At 73.5% G+C, this 21,164-nt stretch carries 9 protein-coding genes; 5 read left to right on the forward strand and 4 right to left on the reverse strand.

From position 1 onward, the window contains the following. Nucleotides 1-9: 9 nt before the first annotated feature. From SACE_RS13905 to SACE_RS13915, 3 genes are read right to left on the reverse strand one after another with little or no spacing between them, the layout of a single operon-like run. Nucleotides 10-822 carry a shikimate dehydrogenase family protein gene (locus SACE_RS13905; protein WP_009946384.1) on the reverse strand — a complete coding sequence of 271 codons (813 nt, stop codon included), beginning with the start codon at nt 820-822 and terminating at the stop codon, nt 10-12. 1 nt (nt 823) lies between these two features. Then, on the reverse strand, nt 824-1,858 hold the full coding sequence (locus SACE_RS13910) for a 3-dehydroquinate synthase family protein (RefSeq protein WP_009946383.1): 1,035 nt from the start codon (nt 1,856-1,858) through the stop codon (nt 824-826). After that, nucleotides 1,855-2,748, reverse strand: coding sequence for an ROK family protein (locus tag SACE_RS13915; protein ID WP_044547377.1), 894 nt, complete (start codon nt 2,746-2,748; stop codon nt 1,855-1,857). Before SACE_RS13915 ends, SACE_RS13910 begins: the two co-directional genes overlap by 4 nt. Before the next feature lie 312 nt (nt 2,749-3,060). Here SACE_RS13915 and SACE_RS13920 point away from each other — a divergent pair, with 312 nt between their 5' ends. The 4 genes from SACE_RS13920 (at nt 3,061) to SACE_RS13935 (ending at nt 7,181) form a co-directional block, all read left to right on the forward strand. Further along, complete coding sequence (locus tag SACE_RS13920) at nt 3,061-4,227, forward strand: DegT/DnrJ/EryC1/StrS family aminotransferase (protein WP_009946379.1); 1,167 nt, start codon at nt 3,061-3,063, stop codon at nt 4,225-4,227. After that, complete coding sequence (locus SACE_RS13925) at nt 4,224-5,318, forward strand: Gfo/Idh/MocA family protein (protein ID WP_009946378.1); 1,095 nt, start codon at nt 4,224-4,226, stop codon at nt 5,316-5,318. The genes SACE_RS13920 and SACE_RS13925 overlap by 4 nt, the downstream gene beginning before the upstream one ends. Further along, nucleotides 5,311-6,012 (forward strand): HAD-IA family hydrolase, encoded by a 702-nt coding sequence (locus SACE_RS13930; protein WP_009946377.1) that lies wholly within the window; start codon nt 5,311-5,313, stop codon nt 6,010-6,012. Before SACE_RS13925 ends, SACE_RS13930 begins: the two co-directional genes overlap by 8 nt. Nucleotides 6,013-6,191: 179 nt before the next feature. Continuing rightward, on the forward strand, nt 6,192-7,181 hold the full coding sequence (locus tag SACE_RS13935; protein WP_009946376.1) for a glutathione S-transferase C-terminal domain-containing protein: 990 nt from the start codon (nt 6,192-6,194) through the stop codon (nt 7,179-7,181). Between the two features lie 93 nt (nt 7,182-7,274). Here SACE_RS13935 and SACE_RS13940 read toward each other — a convergent pair whose 3' ends face one another. Further along, entirely contained in the window at nt 7,275-8,606 is a 1,332-nt protein-coding gene (locus SACE_RS13940) for a class II 3-deoxy-7-phosphoheptulonate synthase (RefSeq protein WP_009946375.1), read from the reverse strand. A gap of 153 nt (nt 8,607-8,759) precedes the next feature. On the opposite strand from SACE_RS13940, the gene SACE_RS13945 reads away from it, so the two are divergent. Next, nucleotides 8,760-21,158 carry a type I polyketide synthase gene (locus tag SACE_RS13945; RefSeq protein ID WP_009946373.1) on the forward strand — a complete coding sequence of 4,133 codons (12,399 nt, stop codon included), beginning with the start codon at nt 8,760-8,762 and terminating at the stop codon, nt 21,156-21,158. The last annotated feature ends 6 nt before the right edge of the window (nt 21,159-21,164 follow it).

The following is a 21,164-nucleotide window of genomic DNA, read 5'->3' on the forward strand; positions in this document are numbered from 1 at the left end:
GCGCGGCCGCTACCGGGTGAGGGGCGCGTCGTCGAGGTGGAAGAACCCGCGGTACAGCTCGAGTTGCTCGTCCAGCATGTGGTTCCCGTGGTGGACGGGGTGTCCGAGCTCGGCGGCGGTGCGCAACAACCGGGTTTCGCGCGGTTTCATGATGATGTCGGCCACGACGCAGTCCGGTGCGAGCGCCGACGGTTCGAAGGGCAGCGGGTCTTCGGGCCGCAGCCCGAGCGGGGTGGCGTTGACCGCGAACTGGACGCCGTCGAGACGGGGCGCCGTTTCGCACGTCACCCTACCGGGCCAGAGCCGGTCCAACCGGGTGTGGACGTGGTCGAGCCGTGCGCGGTCCAGGTCGCCGATCGTGAGGTGCCCGACGCCGGCGTCGAGCAGTGCCGCCGCGATGGCCGCGCCCGCCCCGCCCGCGCCGACCAGGGCGACCCGCCTCCCGGTCACGTCGTGGCCCCTGCCGCGCAGGCCCCGGACGAACCCGGCGCCGTCGAAGTTGTCGGCGAGCCACCGGCCGCCCGGCTCGCGCCGGAGTGCGTTGGCGCAACCGGAGATCCGGGCGGCGTGGCTCAGCTCGTCGGCGAACCGGCAGATCTCGATCTTGTGCGGCACGGTGACGAGCAGGCCGTCGAGGTTGCCGACGCGGCACAGCCCGCGGACGATCCCGGCCAGGTGCTGCGGGGTCGCGTGCACGGGGAACAGCACGGCGTCCCGGCCCAGCCGGTCGAACAGCGGGTTGAGCAGCTCGGGTGCCCGCACCTGGTCCACGGGGTCGCCGAGAACGGCGAACAGCCGGGTCGTACCGGTGATGCCGGGCATCTCAGGGCATCCTCCGCATCGCGTCGATGGTTTCGGCGACGACCGGCAACGGCACGTCCTCCACCAGCTCGGCCCCGTCCGGGCCGTCAAGCACGAAGGTGAGCCCGTTGCCGTCGGTGCGCTTCTTGTCCAGCCGCATGAGCTCGATCAGCTCGCCGGTGCGGACCTGCTCCGGCAGCCGGGTCGGCAGGTCGTAGCCGGCGACCACCTCCAGGTGCTCGTCGACCCGATGCGCGCCGATCCTGCCCAGCGCGCCCGCCAGCCGCCCGGCGAACACCGTGCCGATCGCCACGCCTTCCCCGTGCCGCAGGTGGAAGTCGGTTGCCCGCTCGAGCGCGTGGCCGAGGGTGTGGCCGTAGTTGAGCACGTGGCGCATGCCGCTGTCGCGTTCGTCGGCGGCCACGATCGAGGACTTCAACGCGATGCTCGACGCGATCTGCTCGACCAGCGGCAGTCCGCGCAGATCGCCCGCGCCGATGAAGTGGCAGCGGGCGATCTCGCCGTAGCCGTTGGTCCATTCCCGCGGCGGCAGGGTCTGGAGGTGCTCGACGTCGCAGAGCACGGCCCTGGGCTGCCAGTACGCGCCCACGAGGTTCTTGCCCTGCGGCAGGTTCACGGCGGTCTTGCCGCCGACGCTGGCGTCGACCTGGGCCAGCAGCGAGGTGGGCAGGTGCACCACGGGCACGCCCCGGTGGTAGAGCGCCGCGGCCAGTCCCACGGCGTCGGTGGTGGTGCCACCGCCGCAGGAGACGACCGCGTCCGAGCGGGTCAGCCCGAACTCGGCGAACCTGCGGCACATCTCCTCGACCCAGGACAGCGTCTTGTCCCGTTCACCGTCGCGGGCCTGGACGACCAGGGTTTCCACCCCGGTCTCGGGTGTCCATTCCGGGGGCCGGGCGGTGACCAGGGCGACCCTGCGCGCACCGATCCCGGCGATGACCTCGGGCAGCTCGTGCCGGACGCCCGCGCCGACGTGCACCTGGTAGGAGCGCTCGCCCAGCGCGACGTCGATCCTGCGGGACTGCGCGGTCGTCACATCGATTCCTCTCGTCCGGCCAGCAACAGGGCACCGTGCAGGGAAGAGAGCCCGCCGAGGGCGGCCGCTTCGACGGGCGGCGCCGGCGAGCCCGGCCGCGCCAGCAGCCGCGTGCGCTCGGCGACGGCGGGCACGAAGTCCGGCAGGGCGGCGGCGAATCCGCCGCCGATGAGCACCAGGTCCGGGTGGACCAGCTCGCACAGGCCGGTCACGGCCGTGGCGAGCGCCGCGGCGCCGGCGTCCAGCGCGGTCCGGGCCCACGGCTGCCCGTCCGCCCAAGCCGCGCGCAACTCCTCGAAGGTGACCGGGGAGCCCCTCAGCTCGCCCGCCCGGCGCAGGACGGCCGGGCCGGAAGCCGCGGCCTGGACGCAGCCGCGCCGCCCGCAGTCGCACTCGTCCCCGGAGGGGTCGACGACCACGTGGCCGATCTCGCACGAACCGCGGGCAGGACCCGGTACCGACTCGCCGTCGACCACGATTCCGCCGCCGATGCCGGTTCCGACACCGATGTAGACCACGTCGCGACAGCCCGCCCGGTCGGCCTCGGCCAGTGCGGCGAGGTCGCCGTCGTCGGCGCACCGCACGGCCGAACCGGGGAACAGCTCGTGCAGCCGGGAAACCAGTTCCGCGCCTTGCCACACCGGCCGTCCCGGCCAGGTCAGCACCCGTCCCGCCGCGTCCAGCGTCGCGGGCAGCGCCACGCCGACGGCGTCGAACGGTTCCGCCCACCGGTGGCGCAACGCGGCGACGTTCGACTCCAGCGCGGCGAGGTCGGCGGAGACCTGCGCCGGAACGGGCCAGCGGAAGGACGTTTCGTGCGGGGCGAGGTCTCGGCCCTCGGCGCGCAAGGCCACTTTGGTGCCGCCGATGTCGATTCCCAGGTAGTTGATGACGACTCCAGTGTCCTAGGTGGAGACGAGTTGCCGGCGCGGCCCGCCCGGGCCGTTCACCGGGAATTCGGGCGGAATATCTCCTCCGGTCCGCGGGAATTGCTTGCCGGGTGGATCCGCCGCTTGTCGACCGTGACGGTAGCAGCGCGGTTCCCGTCGTGGAAGACGCAGGTAGAGCAACCGGGATCAGGGGATCCGTAGGGGGTCGCTAGGGGGTGGTGCCGCATTCTCGCCCTGGTTAGGTTCGGCCCGCGATCCTTTCGCGGAAATCGTTGTGACCCGCGCAATCCAGGCATGCAAAGGAAACGGGATATGAACGCTTCTCGACGCACTGCTCCGGTATTCCCGGAATGGCCTCGGTACGGCGACGAGGAACGGGCCGGTCTGATCCGCGCGCTGGAACAGGGCCAGTGGTGGCGCATGGGCGGCAGCGAGGTCGACTCGTTCGAGCGGGAGTTCGCCGCCTACCACGGGGCCGAGCACGCGCTCGCGGTCACCAACGGCACGCACGCGCTGGAGCTCGGTCTGCAGGTGCTCGGCGTCGGCCCGGGTGACGAGGTGATCGTGCCGGCGTTCACCTTCATCTCCTCGTCGCAGGCCGCGCAGCGGCTCGGCGCGGTGGCGGTCCCGGTCGACGTCGACCTGGAGACCTACTGCATCGACGTCGCCGCCGCCGAAGCGGCGATCACCCCGCGGACCCGCGCCATCATGCCCGTGCACATGGCCGGTCACTTCAGCGACATGGACGCCCTCGGCAAGCTCTCCGCCGACCGCGGGATCCCGCTGCTGCAGGACGCCGCGCACGCCCACGGGTCGCGGTGGCGCGGCAGCAGGGTGGGCGAGACCGGCTCCATCTCCGCCTTCAGCTTCCAGAACGGCAAGCTGATGACCGCGGGCGAGGGCGGGCTGGTGCTCTTCCCCGACCAGGCCTCCCGCGACGAGGCGTTCCTGCGGCACAGCTGCGGGCGTCCGCCGACCGACCGCAAGTACTTCCACCAGACCTCGGGCTCGAACTTCCGGATGAACGAGTTCTCCGCGAGCGTCCTGCGCGGGCAGCTCAGCCGTCTGGACGAGCAGATCGACACCCGCGAGCAGCGGGCGCCGGTGCTGCGGCGGCTGCTCGCCGAGATCCCCGGCGTGGTCCCGCAGGGACGCGACGAGCGCGCCGACCGCGTCCCGCACTACATGGCGATGTTCCGCGTGCCCGGCATCGGTGAGCAGCGCCGCAACGAGCTGGTCGACGAGCTGGTGGCCAGGGGCCTGCCCGCCTTCGTCGTCTTCCGCGCGGTCTACCGGACCGACGGGTTCTGGGAGACCGGTGCTCCGGAGGAGGGCGTGGAGGCCCTCGCCGAGCGCTGCCCGAACTCCGAGGCCATCGCCTCGGAGGGGATCTGGCTGCACCACCGCACCCTGCTGGGCACCGAGCAGCAGATGCACGAGGTCGCCGAGATCGTCGCCGACGCGCTGGGGGAGAAGTGAGCAGGCCGGTCCGCGTCGCCCTGGTCGGGTTCGGCTGGGCGGGGCAGTCGATCTGGCTGCCCCGGCTGACCGCGCACCCCTCCTACCGGGTCGTCACGGTCGTCGACCCCGACCCGCGGTCGCGGGAGGTGGCCGCCGAGCGCGAGGGCCTCGCCGTCCTGGACGACCTCGACCGCCTCGATCCGTCCGATGTGGACCTCGCCGTGGTGACCGTGCCGAACCACCTGCACAGCCCGGTCGCGTGCCGGCTGCTGGAGCGCGGCATCCCGGTGTTCCTGGAGAAGCCGGTGTGCCTGGACGTGGCCGAGGCCGACCGGTTGGCCATCGCCGAACGGGAGGGCGGCGCGGTGCTGCTGGCAGGCAGCGCCGCGAACTACCGGGCCGACGTGCGGGCGCTGCACGAGCTCGCGGCCGAGCTGCGGCCCGTCCGGCACGTGGAGCTGTCCTGGGTCCGCGCCCGCGGCGTGCCCGGCGCGGGCGGCTGGTTCACCAACCGCGAGCTGGCCGGTGGCGGCGCGCTGGTCGACCTCGGATGGCACCTGCTCGACATCGCCGGGCCGCTGGTGGGCCGCGCGGTCTTCGAGCAGGTCGCCGGCACGGTGTCGGCGGACTTCGTCAACAACCCGTCCCTGCGGGCGGCTTGGCGCGAGGAGGAGCGCGGCGACCAGCCGGCAGGCGACGTCGAGGACACCGTGAGGGCGTTCGTCGTCACCGGCAGCGGTGTATCGGTGTCGCTGCGGGCGAGCTGGGCGTCGCACGAGGCCCGCGACACCACCCGGATCACCGTCGAGGGCGCCGCCGGATCCGTGGCGCTGAGCTGCACGTTCGGGTTCAGCACCAACCGGTTGCCGGACTCGGTGCTGACCCGCACCCACAACGGCGTCACCGCGCCGGTGCCGGTCGCCGGCGAGCAGATCGGCGCCGAGTACACCCGGCAGCTCGACGAGCTGCCCGCTCTGCTGGCCGATCCGGCGAGCAGGGGCGCGGCGATCGCGCAGGCGCGCGCGACGATCGAGGTGATCGAGCGGATCTACGCCTCGGCCCGGCAGGCCAGGCCCTCGGCCGGTGTTCTGGAGGTCCGCGGTGCCTGACGAGTTCGACACGGTCGTGTTCGACCTCGACGGAGTGGTCGTGGACAGCTTCGGCGTCATGCGCGAGGCGTTCCGGATCGCCTACGCCGAGGTCGTCGGTGACGAACCCGCGCCGTTCGAGGAGTACACCCGCCACCTCGGGCGCTACTTCCCCGACATCATGCGGATCATGGGGCTGCCGCTGGAGATGGAGGAGCCCTTCGTCCGCGAGAGCTACCGGCTGGCCGACCAGGTCACCGTGTTCGACGGTGTCGAGGAGCTGCTGGCGGAGCTGAACCGGCGGGGGGTCCGGCTGGCGGTGGCCACCGGCAAGGCCGGGAGCCGCGCGCGGTCGCTGCTGGACCGCCTGGGCATCCTCGGCCGCTTCGACCACGTCATCGGGTCTGACGAGGTGGCCAGGCCCAAGCCGGCCCCCGACATCGTGCTGCGCGCGCTGGAACTGCTCGGCGAACCGGCCGAGCGGGCGATGATGGTCGGTGACGCGGTCACGGACCTGGCGAGCGCTCGCGGGGCCGGCGTCGCCGCGGTGGCGGCGCTGTGGGCCGACATCGACGAGGCGGTGCTGCTGGCCGCCGAGCCGGACGTCGCGCTGCGGGCACCGCACGAGCTGCTCGCGCTGTGCCCGCCGGTGCGGAGCTCCGAGCCGGTGCTGGAGCACAGCGGTTCCGGCACCGAAGGGCGCGGCCCGAGGTAGCGCGGTCCCCGCCGTCGGCCGCGGCCACCCGACCGGTGGCCGCGGCCGACGACCCGCTCCCGCCAGACGTGACCACGACGTGGAAAGCACCTCGCCGCTTCCCGCGCGAAAGTAGACTTCCCGGCACAGGAACAATATCGGCGCGGCCCCCGGCGCGCCGGCTACCGCAGGAGGAGCGCATGTCCTCACCCACGGCGGATCCCGCCTACGCGAGCCCCGTCGACCTGGAGGCCTACGGGTATTACGGGCCGGGACGGCTGGACACCTCCTCCGGGTGGCAACGTCCGCTGTACGCCTTCCAGGACCGGGTGAGCGCCGACGGGTCGAGCGGGTACCGGGCCGAGCCCGGCCGCTACCACCTCTACGTCGCGTGGGTGTGCCCGTGGGCGCAACGCACCGCGATCGTGCGTGCTCTCAAGGGACTGCGGGACGTCGTCTCGCTGTCCTACGTCGACGACGACCGCGACGGACGCGGCTGGGCTTTCCGCGAGCGGCGCGGCGCGGACCCGGTGAACGGTTTCACGTTGCTGCAACAGGCATATGACGCCACCGAGCCGGGTTTTCCCGGCCATCTCTCGGTGCCGGTGCTGTGGGACCGCCGCACGGGCCGCATCGTCAGCAACAACTTCCCCGACATCACGATCGACCTCGGCACCGAGTTCGACGAGTGGGGAGACCCCGGCGTGCGGCTCTACCCGCCGGAGCACCGCGCGGAGATCGACGAGATCAACCAGTACGTCTACGACAACGTCAACAACGCCCCGTACAAGGCCGCGGCCGCGACGACGCAGGAGGAGTACGACCAGTGGCGCGAGCGGATGTCCGGCGCGCTGCGGCGGCTGGACGAGCGGCTGGCCGGGCGACGCCACCTCGTCGGTGACTCGGTCACCGAGGCCGACGTGCGGCTGTGGCCGACGCTGGCCCGCTTCGACCGCCTCTACAACCCGATGAGCGGGATGAGCGAGCGGTCCCTGCCGGACTTCGCGAACCTGTGGGCCTACGCCCGCGACCTGTACCAGCGGCCCGCTTTCCGCGACAGCACCGACTTCGACACCTTCGACGTCGGCAAGCCGGCGTTCGTCAACGCCGGGATCGACCGGCTCGAGGTGGCGCCCGTGCACGCCGACTGGGAGCAGCCGCACGGCCGGGAGCGGCTGTCGGAGTCGTGAGAAGCCGCCTCTGATCTCGAAGACAGTCTCTGAGAAGCGCCAGGAACGCCGTGACCACGCGACAGCGTGGTCACGGCGTTCCCGCGTCCGCGCTCAGGTGGAGAGGCGGTAGAGCTCGGCGACCTTGAAGGCCAGGTCCAGGGACTGCCTGCGGTTGAGCCTGGGGTCGCAGACGGTCTCGTAGCGGTGGTGCAGGTCGGCTTCCAGCAGCCCGTGGCCGCCGCCCACGCACTCGGTCACCTCGTCGCCGGTGAACTCGATGTGGATGCCGCCGGGGTGGGTCCGCAGCGCGCGGTGCACCTCGAAGAACCCGGTCACCTCGTCGAAGATGTCGTCCACCCGACGGGTCTTGTACCCGCTCGGCGACCGGAACGTGTTGCCGTGCATGGGATCGCAGACCCACGTGACCGGTGCGCCGCTGGCGGTGACCTTCTCCACGAGCAGCGGCAGGGTGTCGCGGACGCGGTCCGCGCCCATCCTGGTGACGAAGGTGAGCCGGCCCGGTTCGGCCGACGGGTTCAGGCGCTCGATGATGGCCAGCGCGTCGTCCGGCGTGGTCGACGGCCCCAGCTTCACGCCCAGGGGGTTGCGGATCCGCGACGCCCACTCCAGGTGGGCGTGGTCGAGCTGGCGGGTGCGTTCACCGATCCACACCATGTGCGCCGACACCGCGTAGGGCCACGACGTCCGCGGGTCGACCCTGGTCAGCGCGCTCTCGTAGTCCAGCAGCAGTGCCTCGTGGCTGGACCAGAACTCGACCGTGTGCACCTCGGCGGGCTCGGCCTTGCAGGCGCGCATGAACGCCAGCGCCCGGTCGATCTCGGAGGCCAGGTGCTCGTAGTCCTTGCCGGCCGGGCTGGTGGCCACGAAGTCCTGGTTCCAGGCGTGGACCTGCCGCAGGTCGGCGTACCCGCCGTTGGCGAAGGCCCGGCACAGGTTGAGGATGGTCGCGCTGGAGTGGTAGGCGCGGATCAGCCGTCGCGGGTCGGGCCTGCGGCTCTCGGCGGTGAACTCGAAACCGTTGACCGCGTCGCCCCGGTAGGCGGGCAGCGTCACCCCGTCGCTGGTCTCGTCGGGGCTGGAGCGGGGTTTGGCGAACTGCCCGGCCATCCGGCCGATCTTGACGACCGGGACCTGCGCGGCGTAGGTCAGCACCACCGCCATCTGCAGCAGCGTCTTGAGCTTGTTCTGCACCGCGGACGCGGTCGCCCCGGCGAAGGTCTCCGCGCAGTCACCGCCCTGCAGCACGAAGGACTCGCCGCGCTGGGCCGCGGCGAGTCGGTCCTTGAGCTGGTCGCATTCGCCGGCGAACACCAGCGGGGGCAGCTGGGAGAGCTCGTCGAGGACCGAGGAGAGCTCGGCGGGGTCGTGCCATTCCGGTTGCTGCGCGGCGGGAAGGCCGCGCCAGGCATCGAGGTTGCGCACGCCGCCGAGAGTATGCGTCCGGGGGCCCGCCGGAGTCCGGCGCGCAGCGGAACAAGGGGGGTGTAGGGGAGTCGTCTGGGGGCTGGTGAGCGCCGTCCTCGGCGAGACTGTCCGGCGAGATCTCCCGCCCCCGCTGCAAAGGATTGTGCCCACATGCTGCGTACGGAGCTCATTCGGCCGCTGCCCGAGCTTCTGCGGTCGCACGCCTCCCGCCTCGAGGACAAGATCGCCTTCCGCGACTCCCGGCTGAGCGTGAGCTACGCCGACCTGGAGCTGCGCACCCGGCGGCTCGCCGGACACCTGGCCGATCTGCGGCTGCAGCCCGGCGACCGCGCGGCGATCCTGCTCGGGAACCGGGTGGAGGTGGTCGAGAGCTACCTGGCGATCCTGCGGGCGGGCGCGATCGGGGTGCCGCTCAACCCGAGGGTGACCGAGACAGAGCTCTCCTACCTGCTGGAGGACAGCGGTGCGCGGGTGGTGATCACCGACGAGGCGCACGTCGAGCAGGTCCGCGCCGCGGGCGGCGAGGTGCGGCGGATCGTGGTCGTCGGGGACGGGCCCGTGCCCAGCGGCACGGTGTCCTACGCCCACCTGGCCGCCACCGACCCGGCCACCCCCGCCCGGGACGACCTGCCCCTCGACGCTCCGGCGTGGATGCTCTACACGTCGGGCACCACCGGCAGGCCCAAGGGCGTGCTGTCCTCGCAGCGCAACTGCCTGTGGTCGGTCGCGGCCTGCTACGTGCCGATCCCAGGACTGTCCGAAGAGGACAGGGTCCTGTGGCCGCTGCCGCTGTTCCACAGCCTTTCCCACATCGCGTGCGTGCTGGGCGTGACCGCGGTGGGGGCGACCGCGCGAGTGCTCGACGGCTTCTCGGCCGACGAGGTCCTCAACGCGCTGCGCGAGGACTCCACCACGTTCCTGGCCGGGGTGCCCACGATGTACCACCACCTGGTGCGCGCGGCGGGGGAGCAGCGGCTCTCGCTGCCGGACCTGCGGATGTGCCTGGTGGGCGGCGCTATCACCACCGCGGCGCTGCGGCGCTCGTTCGAGCAGGCCTTCGGCGCCCCGCTGCTGGACGCCTACGGCAGCACCGAGACCTGCGGGTCGATCACCATCAACTGGCCGACCGGAGCGCGGGTCGAGGGCTCGTGCGGACTGCCGGTGCCGGGTCTGGGTGTCCGGCTGGTGGATCCGGAGACCCTGGTCGACGTCGCCACCGGCGAGGAAGGCGAGGTCTGGGTCCAGGGCCCGAGCGTCATGGCCGGCTACCACGACCAGCCCGAGGCCACCGCCGCGGTCTTCCACGACGGCTGGTACCGCACCGGCGACCTCGCGCGGCGCGACGAGAGCGGCTACTTCACGATCAGCGGCCGGATCAAGGAGCTGATCATCCGCGGTGGGGAGAACATCCACCCCGGTGACGTCGAAGCCGTGCTGCGGTCGGTACCGGGCGTTGCCGACGCGGCCGTGGTCGGAAAGCCGCACGAGGTGCTGGGCGAGGTCCCGGTGGCCTTCCTGGTCCCGGGACCCGAGGGGCTGGACCCCGAGCACGTGCTGGCGGTGTGCAGGCAGGAGCTCTCCTACATCAAGGTGCCCGAGGAGCTCTACGAGATCGACCGGGTGCCGCGGACGGCCTCGGGCAAGATCACCCGCCACGTGCTGCTCGACCGGCCCGCCCGGCTCAGGGCCGCCGGCGGCGCGCGGCACGAACTGCTCTTCCAGCTCGACTGGCTCCCGCTGCCGACCGTCCCGGCGTCTCGGTCCGCGGCCCGGCACTGGGCCGTCGTCGGCCCGGACGTCTTCGGGGTGGCCGATTCGCTCGACTCGCAGGGGAGATCGGTCGACCGGTACTCCGATGCCGACGAGCTCGTCGAGTCGGTAGATTCGGCGGAGGCTGCCCCGGAGGTCACCGTGCTCCAGGTGGCGGGCACGACCGCCGGTGGGGCCGCGTCGCCGGCGGAGGAAGCGCGCGACCGCGTGCGCGTGGTCACCGAGCAGGCGGAGTCCTGGCTCGGCGACGAGCGCTTTGCAGAAGGCACTCTTGTCGTGGTGACCAGGGCGGCGGTGGCCGCCGGACCGGACGACGAGGTGTCCGACCTGGTCGCGGCGCCGGTGTGGGGCGCGGTGCGCGCCCTGAGGGCAGCCCACCCGGGACGGGTCGTCCTGGTGGACCTCGATGACGGCGGCTCGGCGGCGGCACTGGCCGAAGCCGTCTCCTCGGCCGAACCCGAGCTCCTGCTGCGGTCCGGTGTGGCGCTGCGGCCCCGCGCGAACCGGGTGGCCGCGACCGGGGGTTCGCGGCGCCCGTTCCAGCTCACCTCGCGGGACACCGCGCTGGTCGCCGGGGCCGACGGCGTGGTGGCCGCGACGGTGGCGCGGCACCTGGCCGCGGTGCACGACGTGCGCCGGTTCCTCCTGGTGAGCCGAGGCGGGGACGCCGACCTCGCGGCTCGGGAGCTGCGAGCGGAGCTGACCGCCGCCGGTGCCTCGGTCGCACTGGTGGCCTGCGACGTGGCCGACCGGGACGCGCTGGCCGGACTGCTGGCCGGGCACCGTCCGGCCGCGGTGGTGTTCGCCGCGGGTGCCGGACGGGAAGCGCTGTCCACCATGGACGGTGCGCTCAACCTCCACGAGCTGACCCTGGACGCCGGTCTCAAGGCGTTCGTGCTGCTCTCCTCGGCCGCCGGGACGCTCGGCGGGGCCGGCAGCGCCGACGACGCGGCCGCAGGCGTCTTCCTCGACGCCGTCGCGCGGCATCGCGCGGCACGTGGACTGCCCGCGCTCTCGGTGGTCTTCGGACCCGGCGAGCACGAGGACTGGTCCGTGCCGGCGGGCGTGGGCAGGCTGACCGGCCGGGAGCACGCGGCGATGTTCGACGCCGCGCACCTCGCCGACCGCACGTCCGTGCTAGCCCTGCGGCCGGACTCGACCGCGGTCGGGTCGGGGTCCCTCCCGCCCGCGTTGCGCGACCTGATCGACGTGCCGGTCCAGGCCGACGCGCCCGACGACGGCACGGTGTCCGAACTGCGCGAGCGGCTGGCGCCGTTGTCGCGCGACGAGCAGGACCGGACGCTGGTGGAGCTCGTGCGCGGCGAGGTCGCCCGGCTCTACGCCATGCCCGACGGCGCCACCGTCCCCTCCGACCGGGCCTTCCGCGACCTCGGCCTCGACTCGGCCACCGCCGTGCAGCTGCGCAACCGGCTGACCGCGACCACCGGCCTCGACCTGCCGCTGACGCTGGCGTTCGACCACCCCACGCCGGCCAGGGTGGGCAGGCACCTGCGTTCGCTGCTGTTCGGCGGGGAACGCGCGAAGGCGGGCGCCGATGCGCGGGTGGTCTCGCACTCCGGCGAACCGATCGCCATCGTCGCCATGGGCTGCCGCCTGCCGGGCGGGGTGTCCTCGCCCGAGGAGCTCTGGGACCTCGTGGCCGGGGAGGGCGACGCGGTCGGCGACTTCCCCGGAGACCGGGGCTGGAACCTTGAGGAGCTGTTCGACCCCGATCCGGGCCGGGCGGGCAAGTCCTACGTGCGCCACGGCGGGTTCCTCGACGACGTGGCCGGCTTCGACCCCGAGTTCTTCGGCATCTCGCCCCGCGAGGCGGAGGCGATGGACCCCCAGCAACGGCTGCTGCTGGAGGTCTCGTGGGAGGTCCTCGAACGCGCCGCGATCGCCCCGGACTCGTTGCGGGGCGCCGACGTCGGGGTCTTCTCCGGCGTCATGTACCACGACTACGCCAGCGACCTCGGCCCGGTGCCGGAGGGCCTGGAGGGCTACCTGGGCACCGGGAACTCCGGCAGCGTCGCCTCCGGCCGGGTCTCCTACACGCTCGGCCTGCAAGGCCCCGCGGTGACGGTGGACACCGCGTGCTCGTCCTCGCTGGTGGCGCTGCACGTGGCCGCGCAGGCGCTGCGCGACGGCGAGTGCGAGCTGGCGCTGGCCGGTGGCGTCGCGGTCATGGCGAAGCCCACGTCGTTCGTGGAGTTCTCCCGGCAGCGCGCACTGGCCCCGGACGGCAGGTGCAAGGCCTTCGCCGAGGCGGCCGACGGCACGGCCTGGGCCGAGGGCGTGGGCGTGCTGGTGCTGGAGCGGCTGTCGCAGGCCCGCCGCAACGGCCACCAGGTGCTCGCGGTGGTGCGCGGCTCGGCGGTCAACCAGGACGGCGCGTCGAACGGCCTGACCGCGCCGAGCGGCCCCGCGCAGGAACGGGTGATCCGGCGCGCGCTGGCGAGCGCGGGGCTGTCGGCCGCGGAGGTCGACGCGGTGGAGGCGCACGGAACGGGCACCAGGCTGGGCGACCCGATCGAGGCGCAGGCGCTGCTGGCCACCTACGGCCAGGGCCGTCCCGCCGGGCATCCGCTGTGGCTGGGCTCCCTGAAGTCCAACATCGGTCACGCCCAGGCAGCCGCGGGCGTCGCCGGTGTGATCAAGGTGGTGCAGGCGATGCGGCACGGTGTGCTGCCCAGGACCCTGCACGTGGACGAGCCGTCGTCCCGGATCGACTGGTCGGCCGGGGCGGTCGAACTGCTGCGGGAGGCCCGGCCGTGGCCGGAGCTGGACCGCCCCCGCCGTGCGGCGGTGTCCTCGTTCGGCGTGAGCGGGACGAACGCGCACGTGATCCTGGAGCACGCGGACGAGCCGGACGCTGCCCCCGAGGAGGCCGGGAGCACCGCCCCGGTGCCGTGGGTGCTGTCGGCGCGGACCGCCGAGGGACTGCGGGCGCAGGCCGGCAGGTGGGCTTCGTTCCTGGCGGATCGTCCCGGCCACCGGCCCGCGGACGTCGGGTTCTCCTCGGTCACCACGCGCGCGGCACTGGAGCACCGCGCGGCGGTCGTGGCCACCGACCCGGCCGACGCGGTCGCGGCGTTGAACGCGTTCGCCGCCGGGGAGCGGCCGCAGGAGGTCGTGGCGGACTCCGCGGGAGTCGAGGGCAAGCTGGCCATGGTCTTCCCGGGGCAGGGAGCGCAGTGGGCGGGGATGGGTGCCGCGCTGCTGGACTCGTCCCCGGTTTTCGCGGCGCGGATCGCAGAGTGCGAGCAGGCGCTGCAACCCCACGTCGACTGGTCCCTGCGGGACGTGCTGCGGCAGCGGGAAGGGGCGCCCTCGCTGGAGCGGGTGGACGTCGTGCAGCCGGTGTCGTTCGCCGTGATGGTCTCGCTCGCCGAGCTGTGGCGCTCGTACGGGATCGCGCCGGATGCCGTCGTGGGTCACTCGCAGGGCGAGATCGCCGCGGCATGCGTCGCCGGCGCACTGTCCATCGAGGACGCGGCCAAGGTCGTCGCGCTGCGCAGCCAGGCGATCCGGCGCGGCCTCGCGGGCCGCGGCGGCATGATGTCGGTGTCGTTGCCGCTGGACCGGGCCACCGACCGGCTGCGTCCCGGGCTGGAGGTGGCCGCGGTCAACGGGCCCACGTCGGTCGTGGTGGCGGGCGAGCCCGGCGCGCTGGAGGAACTGCTCGCCGAGTGCGAGGCCGAGGACGTCCGCGCCAGGCGGGTCCCGGTCGACTACGCCTCCCACACCTCGCACGTGGAGCGCATCCGCGAGGAGTTGCTGGAGGTGCTGGCCGACGTGCGGCCGCGCACCGCGGACGTGCCGTTCTTCTCCACCGTCGACGGGCGGTGGCTCGACACCGCGGCGCTCGACGGCGAGTACTGGTACCGCAACCTGCGTCGGACGGTGGGGTTCGCGGCGGCGGTCGACACCCTGGCCGAGCAGGGGTACCGGGCGTTCGTCGAGGCCAGCTCGCACCCGGTGCTGACCACCAGCGTGCAGGAGGGCCTGGACCAGCGGCAGCAGCCGGTGACCGCCGTGGTCACCGGGTCGCTGCGGCGCGACGACGGCGGTCTCGACCGCTTCCTGGCCTCGCTGACCCGGCTCTGGGCGGCGGGTGTGCCGATCGACTGGTCCGCCGTGTTCGAGGGGACTGGCGGCCGTCGCGTGGAGCTGCCGACCCAGGCCTTCCAACACCGCCGGTACTGGCTGGAAGCCTCCGAGCGGACCGGTGACGTGAGCACGGCGGGTCTGGAGGAAGCCGACCACCCCCTCGTCGGTGCCGTCGTGTCGCTGCCGGAGTCCGGCGGTGTTCTGTGCACCGGACGGCTTTCGATGCGCACACATCCCTGGCTGGCCGACCACGCGGTCTCGGGCACACCGATCGTGCCCGGTGCCGCGCTGGTGGAGCTGGCCGTGCGCGCCGGCGACCAGGTCGGCTTCGGCGTCGTCGAGGAGCTGGTCATCGAGCAGCCGCTGCTCCTGCCCGCCACCGGCGGCGTGCGGTTGCAGGTGAGCGTTTCCGGGGTCGATGACGGGGGACGCCGGCAGGTGGCGATCCACTCGCGCGCCGACGACGGCCCGTCCGATGCGTGGAGCCGTCACGCCACCGGGTTCCTCGCAGCCACCGGCGAGGCGCCGCAGGAGAGCTCCGAGCAGTGGCCGCCGCGGGACGCCGATCCCGTGGACGTGACCGGCTTCTACGAGAACCAGGCGGCGGCGGGCTACGGGTACGGTCCGGCGTTCCAGGGCGTGCGCGCGGCGTGGGCGCGGGACGAGGAGTTCTTCGCCGAAGTGTCGCTCGCGGACGCCCACGTGGCCGAGGCGCAGCGGTTCGGTCTGCACCCCGCACTGCTGGACGCCGCGCTGCACTCGGTCAAGCTGCGCCACGACGCGGAGGGCGAGCTGCGGTTGCCGTTCGCGTTCCGCGGGGTCCGGCTGCACGCCTCGGGCGCCTCGCAGCTGCGGGTGCGGGCGGTGGCCTCGGGGCCGGACGAGATCACGGTCGGCCTCGCCGATCCGCTGGGGCATCCGGTGGCGTCCATCGAGTCGCTGGTCCTGCGCCCGGCTCCGGACGACGAGCTCGCGACCGGCAGGAGCGCGCAACGCGCTCCGATGTACCGGACGGCGTGGACGCCGGTCCCGCAGGCCGACGGGGACGCGGCCACCGCTTCGGCGGTGCTGGGCACGGGTTGGGGGCCCGCGGAGCTGCCGGAGCACGAGAGCGTGGACGCGCTCGTCCGGGCCCTGGACTCCGGGCTGCCGGTCCCCGAGGTGGTTTTGGCCAGGGTGGAGCCCGAAGCCGACGACACCGATCCCGCACGGGTGCGCGCGGTCGCGGCCGAGGTGCTGGAGCGGGTGCAGCGGTGGCTCGCCGAACCGGTGCTGGAGCCCAGCCACCTGGTCGTGCTGACCCGCGGCGCGGTACCGGTCCACCACGCCGACGAGGTCCGCGACCTGGCCGCGGCTGCCGTGTGGGGCCTGGTTCGCTCGGCTCAGTCGGAAAACCCCGGGCGCATCACGATCGTCGACGCCGACCGGCTCGACGGCCGGCTGCCGCCGTTGCCCGCAGACGAACCCCAGCTCGCGTTGCGCGATGGGACGTTCCACGCGCCGAGGCTGGCAACCCACTCCGGGGAACTGGAGGTGCCCGGTCGCTCCTGGCGGCTGGAGGTCACCGACGGCGGCGACTCGCCGGCCGACCTCGCGCTCGTCGCACTGCCTGAGGACCCGGCGCCGCTGGCGCCCGGCGAGGTCCGCCTCGCGGTGCGCGCGGCCGGCGTCAACTTCAAGGACGTGCTGATCACGCTGGACATGCTCGGGGTGCGCCACGGCCTGGGCGGTGAGGCCGCCGGTGTCGTGCTGGAGGTCGGCGACGGCGTGACCGACCTGGCGCCCGGCGACCGGGTCATGGGTGTGGTCGGCGACTACGGCGCCTTCGCGACGGAGGCGGTGACCGACCGCCGCCTGCTGGCCCGCATCCCGCGGGGCTGGTCGTTCGAGCAGGCGGCTTCGGTGCCCGTCGTGTTCCTCACCGCCTACTACGGCCTGCGCGACCTCGCCGGGCTGAGCGCGGGGCAGTCGGTGCTGGTGCACGCGGCCGCCGGCGGCGTGGGCATGGCCGCCACCCAGCTCGCGCGCCACTGGGGTGCCGAGGTGTTCGGCACCGCCGGCCCCGGCAAGTGGGACGCGCTGCGGTCCCTCGGCCTGACCGACGACCACATCGCCTCCTCCCGCACCGCGGAGTTCGGCGAGCTGTTCCGGGAGCGCACCGGCGGGCGCGGGGTGGACGTGGTGCTGAACTCGCTGACCGGTGAGCTCGCCGAGACATCGCTGGCGCTGCTTCCCCGCGGCGGGCACTTCCTGGAGCTCGGCAAGACCGAGACCCGCGACGCCGGGCAGGTCGCCGAAGCCCACCCGGGCGTCCGGTACCAGGCTTACGCGCTCTACGAGGCGGGGCCGGAGCGGACGGGGCAGATGCTGGCCGACCTCGTGGAGCTGTTCGAGTCGGGTGCGATCACGCCGTCGCCGCTGAGCGTCTGGGACGTCCGGCGGGCCCCGGAGGCGTTCCGCCACATCAGCCAGGCCCGCCACGTCGGCAAGGTCGTGCTGAGCGTTCCCCGTGCACCGGAGCCCGGCGGCACCGTCCTGATCACCGGCGGCACCGGCACGCTGGGTGCCGAAACCGCGCGGCACCTGGTCGCCGAACACGGCGTGCGGAACCTCGTCCTGTGCGGCAGGCAGGGGATGGCCGCTCCGGGAGCCCCCGAACTGGCCGAGGAGCTCACCCGGCTCGGCGCGCGGGTGTCGATCGAGTCCTGCGACGTCGCCGACCGCGAGTCGCTGGCCCGCCTGCTGGCGGCGGTGCCGCCGGAGCACCCGCTCACCGGTGTGGTCCACACGGCGGGCGCGCTCGACGACGGGGTGATCTCCGCGCTCGACGAGGGGCGGATCGCCACGGTCTTCCGGCCGAAGGTCGACGCCGCGCTGCATCTGCACGAGCTCACCGCGGACCTGGACCTGGCGTGGTTCGTGCTGTTCTCGTCGGCGTCCGGGGTGTTCGGCAACCCGGGGCAGGGCAACTACGCCGCGGCCAACGCCTTCATGGACGGGCTCGCGCAGCGGCGCAGGGCGGCCGGGCTGCCCGCGGTGTCGCTGGCGTGGGGGTGGTGGGCGCAGACGAGCGCCCTGACCGCGGCGCTCGACGACACCGCCGCCGCGCGGCACCGGCGCAACGGGCTCCAGCCGATGCCCACCGAGACCGGGATGGACCTGCTCGACTCCGGGCTGGACGCCGGGCACGCCGCGCTCGTGCCCGTTTCCCTCGACCTGCCGGCACTGCGCGCTCGGGCGTCTTCGGAACCGGTGCCGCCGTTGCTGCGGGGCCTGGTCCGCCCGGGGCGGCGCGTGGCCAGTCGCGCCGCGACCGCTTCGGATCTGGCCGGGCGGCTGGCGAACGCCCCCGCGGCCGAGCAGACCAGGATGCTGCTGGAGCTGGTCTGCAAGGAGGCCGCGGCGGTGCTCGGGCACGCCACCTCCGACGCGATCGACCCGAACCGCCCGTTCAAGGAGGCCGGGTTCGACTCGCTCACCGCGGTCGAGGTCCGCAACCGGCTCAACGACGCCACGAAGCTGCGCCTGTCGACCACCGTGGTCTTCGACTACCCGACCCCGGCGGTGCTCGCCGAGCACATCCGCGTCCAGGTCGTCGGCGAGGACGCCGAGTCGGAGAAGGCACCGGTCGCCACGGCGGCGACCGGCGGCGGGCTCTCCGAGGACCCGATCGCGATCGTGTCCATCGGCTGCCGGTTCCCCGGCGCGGCCGAGGGGCCCGAGGAGTTCTGGCGGGTGCTGCGCGACGAAGTCGACGTCATGACCGACCTGCCGGACGACAGGGGGTGGAACCACCACGCCTTCGACCCGGACCCGGACGCCCCGGGGAGCTTCTACACCCGGCGCGGCGCGTTCCTGGACGCCGCGGCGTTCGACGCCGAGTTCTTCGGCATCTCGCCCAGGGAAGCGGTGGCGATGGACCCGCAGCAGCGGCTGCTGCTGGAGGTCGCGTGGGAGACCGTCGAGCGCGCGGGCATCGACCCGACCGCACTGCGCGGTGCCGGGGTCGGGGTGTTCACCGGGGTGATCAACCACGACTACACCAAGCTGTTCGTGCATCCGCCCGCCGAGCTCGAGGGACACCTCATGACCGGCACGGCGGGCAGCGTCGCCTCCGGCAGGATCGCCTACACCCTCGGCCTGCGTGGCCCCGCCCTCACGGTGGACACCGCGTGCTCGTCGTCGCTGGTGGCGTTGCACCTGGCGATGCACTCGCTGCGGCGCGGGGAGTGCGAGCTGGCGATCGCGGGCGGCGCGACCCTGATGGCCACCCTCGACAACTACGTCGAGTTCTCCCGGCACCGCGGCCTGGCGCCCGACGGCAGGTGCAAGGCCTTCGCCGCCGCCGCCGACGGCACGGCGTGGTCGGAGGGCGCGGGCCTGCTGCTGCTGGAGCGGCTGTCGGACGCGCGGCGCAACGGCCACGAGGTGCTGGCGGTGCTGCGCGGCTCGGCGGTCAACCACGACGGCGCCTCCAACGGTCTCACCGCACCCAACGGGCCCGCGCAGCAGGACGTGATCCGGCAGGCGCTGGCCGACGCCGGTCTGTCCACTTCGGACGTCGACGTGGTGGAGGCGCACGGCACCGGTACGCGGCTGGGCGATCCGATCGAGGCCGACGCGCTGCTGGCCACCTACGGCCGGGACCGGGAAGCCGACCGGCCGCTGTGGCTGGGATCGGTCAAGTCCAACATCGGCCACTCCCAGGCGGCAGCGGGCGTGGCGGGCGTGATCAAGGTGGTGCAGGCGATGCGCCACGGCCTGCTGCCCAGGACGCTGCACGTCGACGAGCCGTCAGAGCACGTCGACTGGTCCTCCGGCGCGATGTCGCTGCTGACCGAGCCCCGGCCCTGGGAGGCCGGTGACCGGCCGCGGCGCGCAGGGGTCTCCTCCTTCGGCATCAGCGGCACCAACGCCCACGTCGTCCTGGAGGAAGCTCCCGCCGACGCGCGGGTCCGAGGCGGTGAGCGCACCGACGGGAGCACGCCTGTCCCGGTGCCCTTGTCGGCCAGGTCGGCGGGCGGCCTGCGCGGTCAGGCCGAGAAGCTCGCCCAGCACATGGCCGACGTGCCCGAGGCGGACCTCGCCGACGTGGCGTTCTCGCAGGCGATCTCCAGGGCGGGGCTGGAACGCCGCGCGGTGGTCCTGGCGAGCGACCGCGGTGAGCTGCTGGAGGGGCTGGCCGCGCTGCGCGACGGTGAGCCCGGCGGCGACCTGGTTCGGGGCGTGGCCGGCGGTGGCGGTCTGGCGCTGCTGTTCACCGGCCAGGGAAGTCAGCGGATCGGGATGGGCGAGGAGCTGCACGCCCGCTTCCCGGTCTACGCGAAGGCTTTCGACGAGATCTGCGCCGCCTTGGACCCGCACCTGGAGCGGCCGTTGCGGGAGGTCGTCGCCGGAGAGCCGGATCCCGGCCTGCTCGACCTGACGGCCTACACCCAGCCGGCTCTCTTCGCGGTCGAGACCGCGCTGTACCGCCTCGTGGAGTCGTGGGGCGTGCGACCGGACTTCGTCGCCGGACACTCGCTCGGGGAGATCGTCGCGGCGCACGTGTCCGGGGTCCTCTCGCTGGAGGACGCCGCCCGGCTGGTCGCCGGCCGCGGCCGGTTGATCCAGGCGCTGCCCGCGGGCGGTGCGATGACCGCGGTCCAGGCCGGCGAGGAGGACGTCGCCGAACTGCTGGCCGGCCGGGAGCGGCAGGTGGACGTCGCCGCGGTGAACAGCCCCACCTCGGTCGTCGTCTCCGGTGACGAGGACGCGGTGGCGGCGGTCGCCGAGGAGTGCGCGAGCCGCGGGTGGAAGACCCGGCGGCTGCGCGTGGCGCACGCCTTCCACTCCCCGCGGATGGACGCGATGCTCGACGATTTCGGCGCGGTGGCGGCGAGCCTGACCTACCACCGGCCGCGCATCGCGGTGCTGTCCAACGTCAGCGGCAAGGTCCTGTCCGCCGAGGAGCTGGCGTCGCCGGAGTACTGGGTGCAGCACGTGCGCAGGCCGGTGCGGTTCAACGACGCCGTGCGCACGTTGTGGAACCAGGGCGTGCGGACGTTCGTCGAGCTGGGCCCGGACGCCGCGCTGACGCCGATGGCCGCCGAGTCGCTGGCCGAGCTGGGCCAGGACGCCGAGTGCGTGGCCACCATGCGCCGGGACCGCCCGGCGGTGCCGACCGTGCTGACGGCACTGTCCACCATGTACGCGCGGGGTGCGAGCGTCGACTGGCCGGAGGTCTTCGCCGGAACCGGCGCGCGCCGGGTCGATCTGCCCACCTACGCGTTCCAGCACCGGCGCTACTGGCCCGAGGTGTCCGGCACCGGTGAGCCCGAGGTCCGCGAGCGGACCGCTGTCGCGGTGGTGGAAGGAGCGCAGGACGACGAACCGTCGTTCCGCGAGCGCTGGCACGCCCTGGCCGGACCGGAGCGCTTCGCGGCGCTGCTGGAGCTGGTCCGGGCAGAAGCCGCCACGACGCTGGGCAACCTGGAGAGCGGCCTGGCCACCGACGACGCGTTCTTCGAGGTCGGTTTCACCTCGCTCAACGCCGTCGAGCTGCGCAACCGGCTGTCCGGCCACACCGGCCTGCGGCTGCCGACCACGCTGCTCTTCGAGTACCCGACCCCGCAGATGCTCGCCGAGCACCTGCACGAACGGATGGCCGCGGACCAGGAGGCATGACCGGAA

Origin of the sequence: Saccharopolyspora erythraea NRRL 2338, assembly GCF_000062885.1 — a bacterium.
Classification (GTDB): domain Bacteria; phylum Actinomycetota; class Actinomycetes; order Mycobacteriales; family Pseudonocardiaceae; genus Saccharopolyspora_D; species Saccharopolyspora_D erythraea.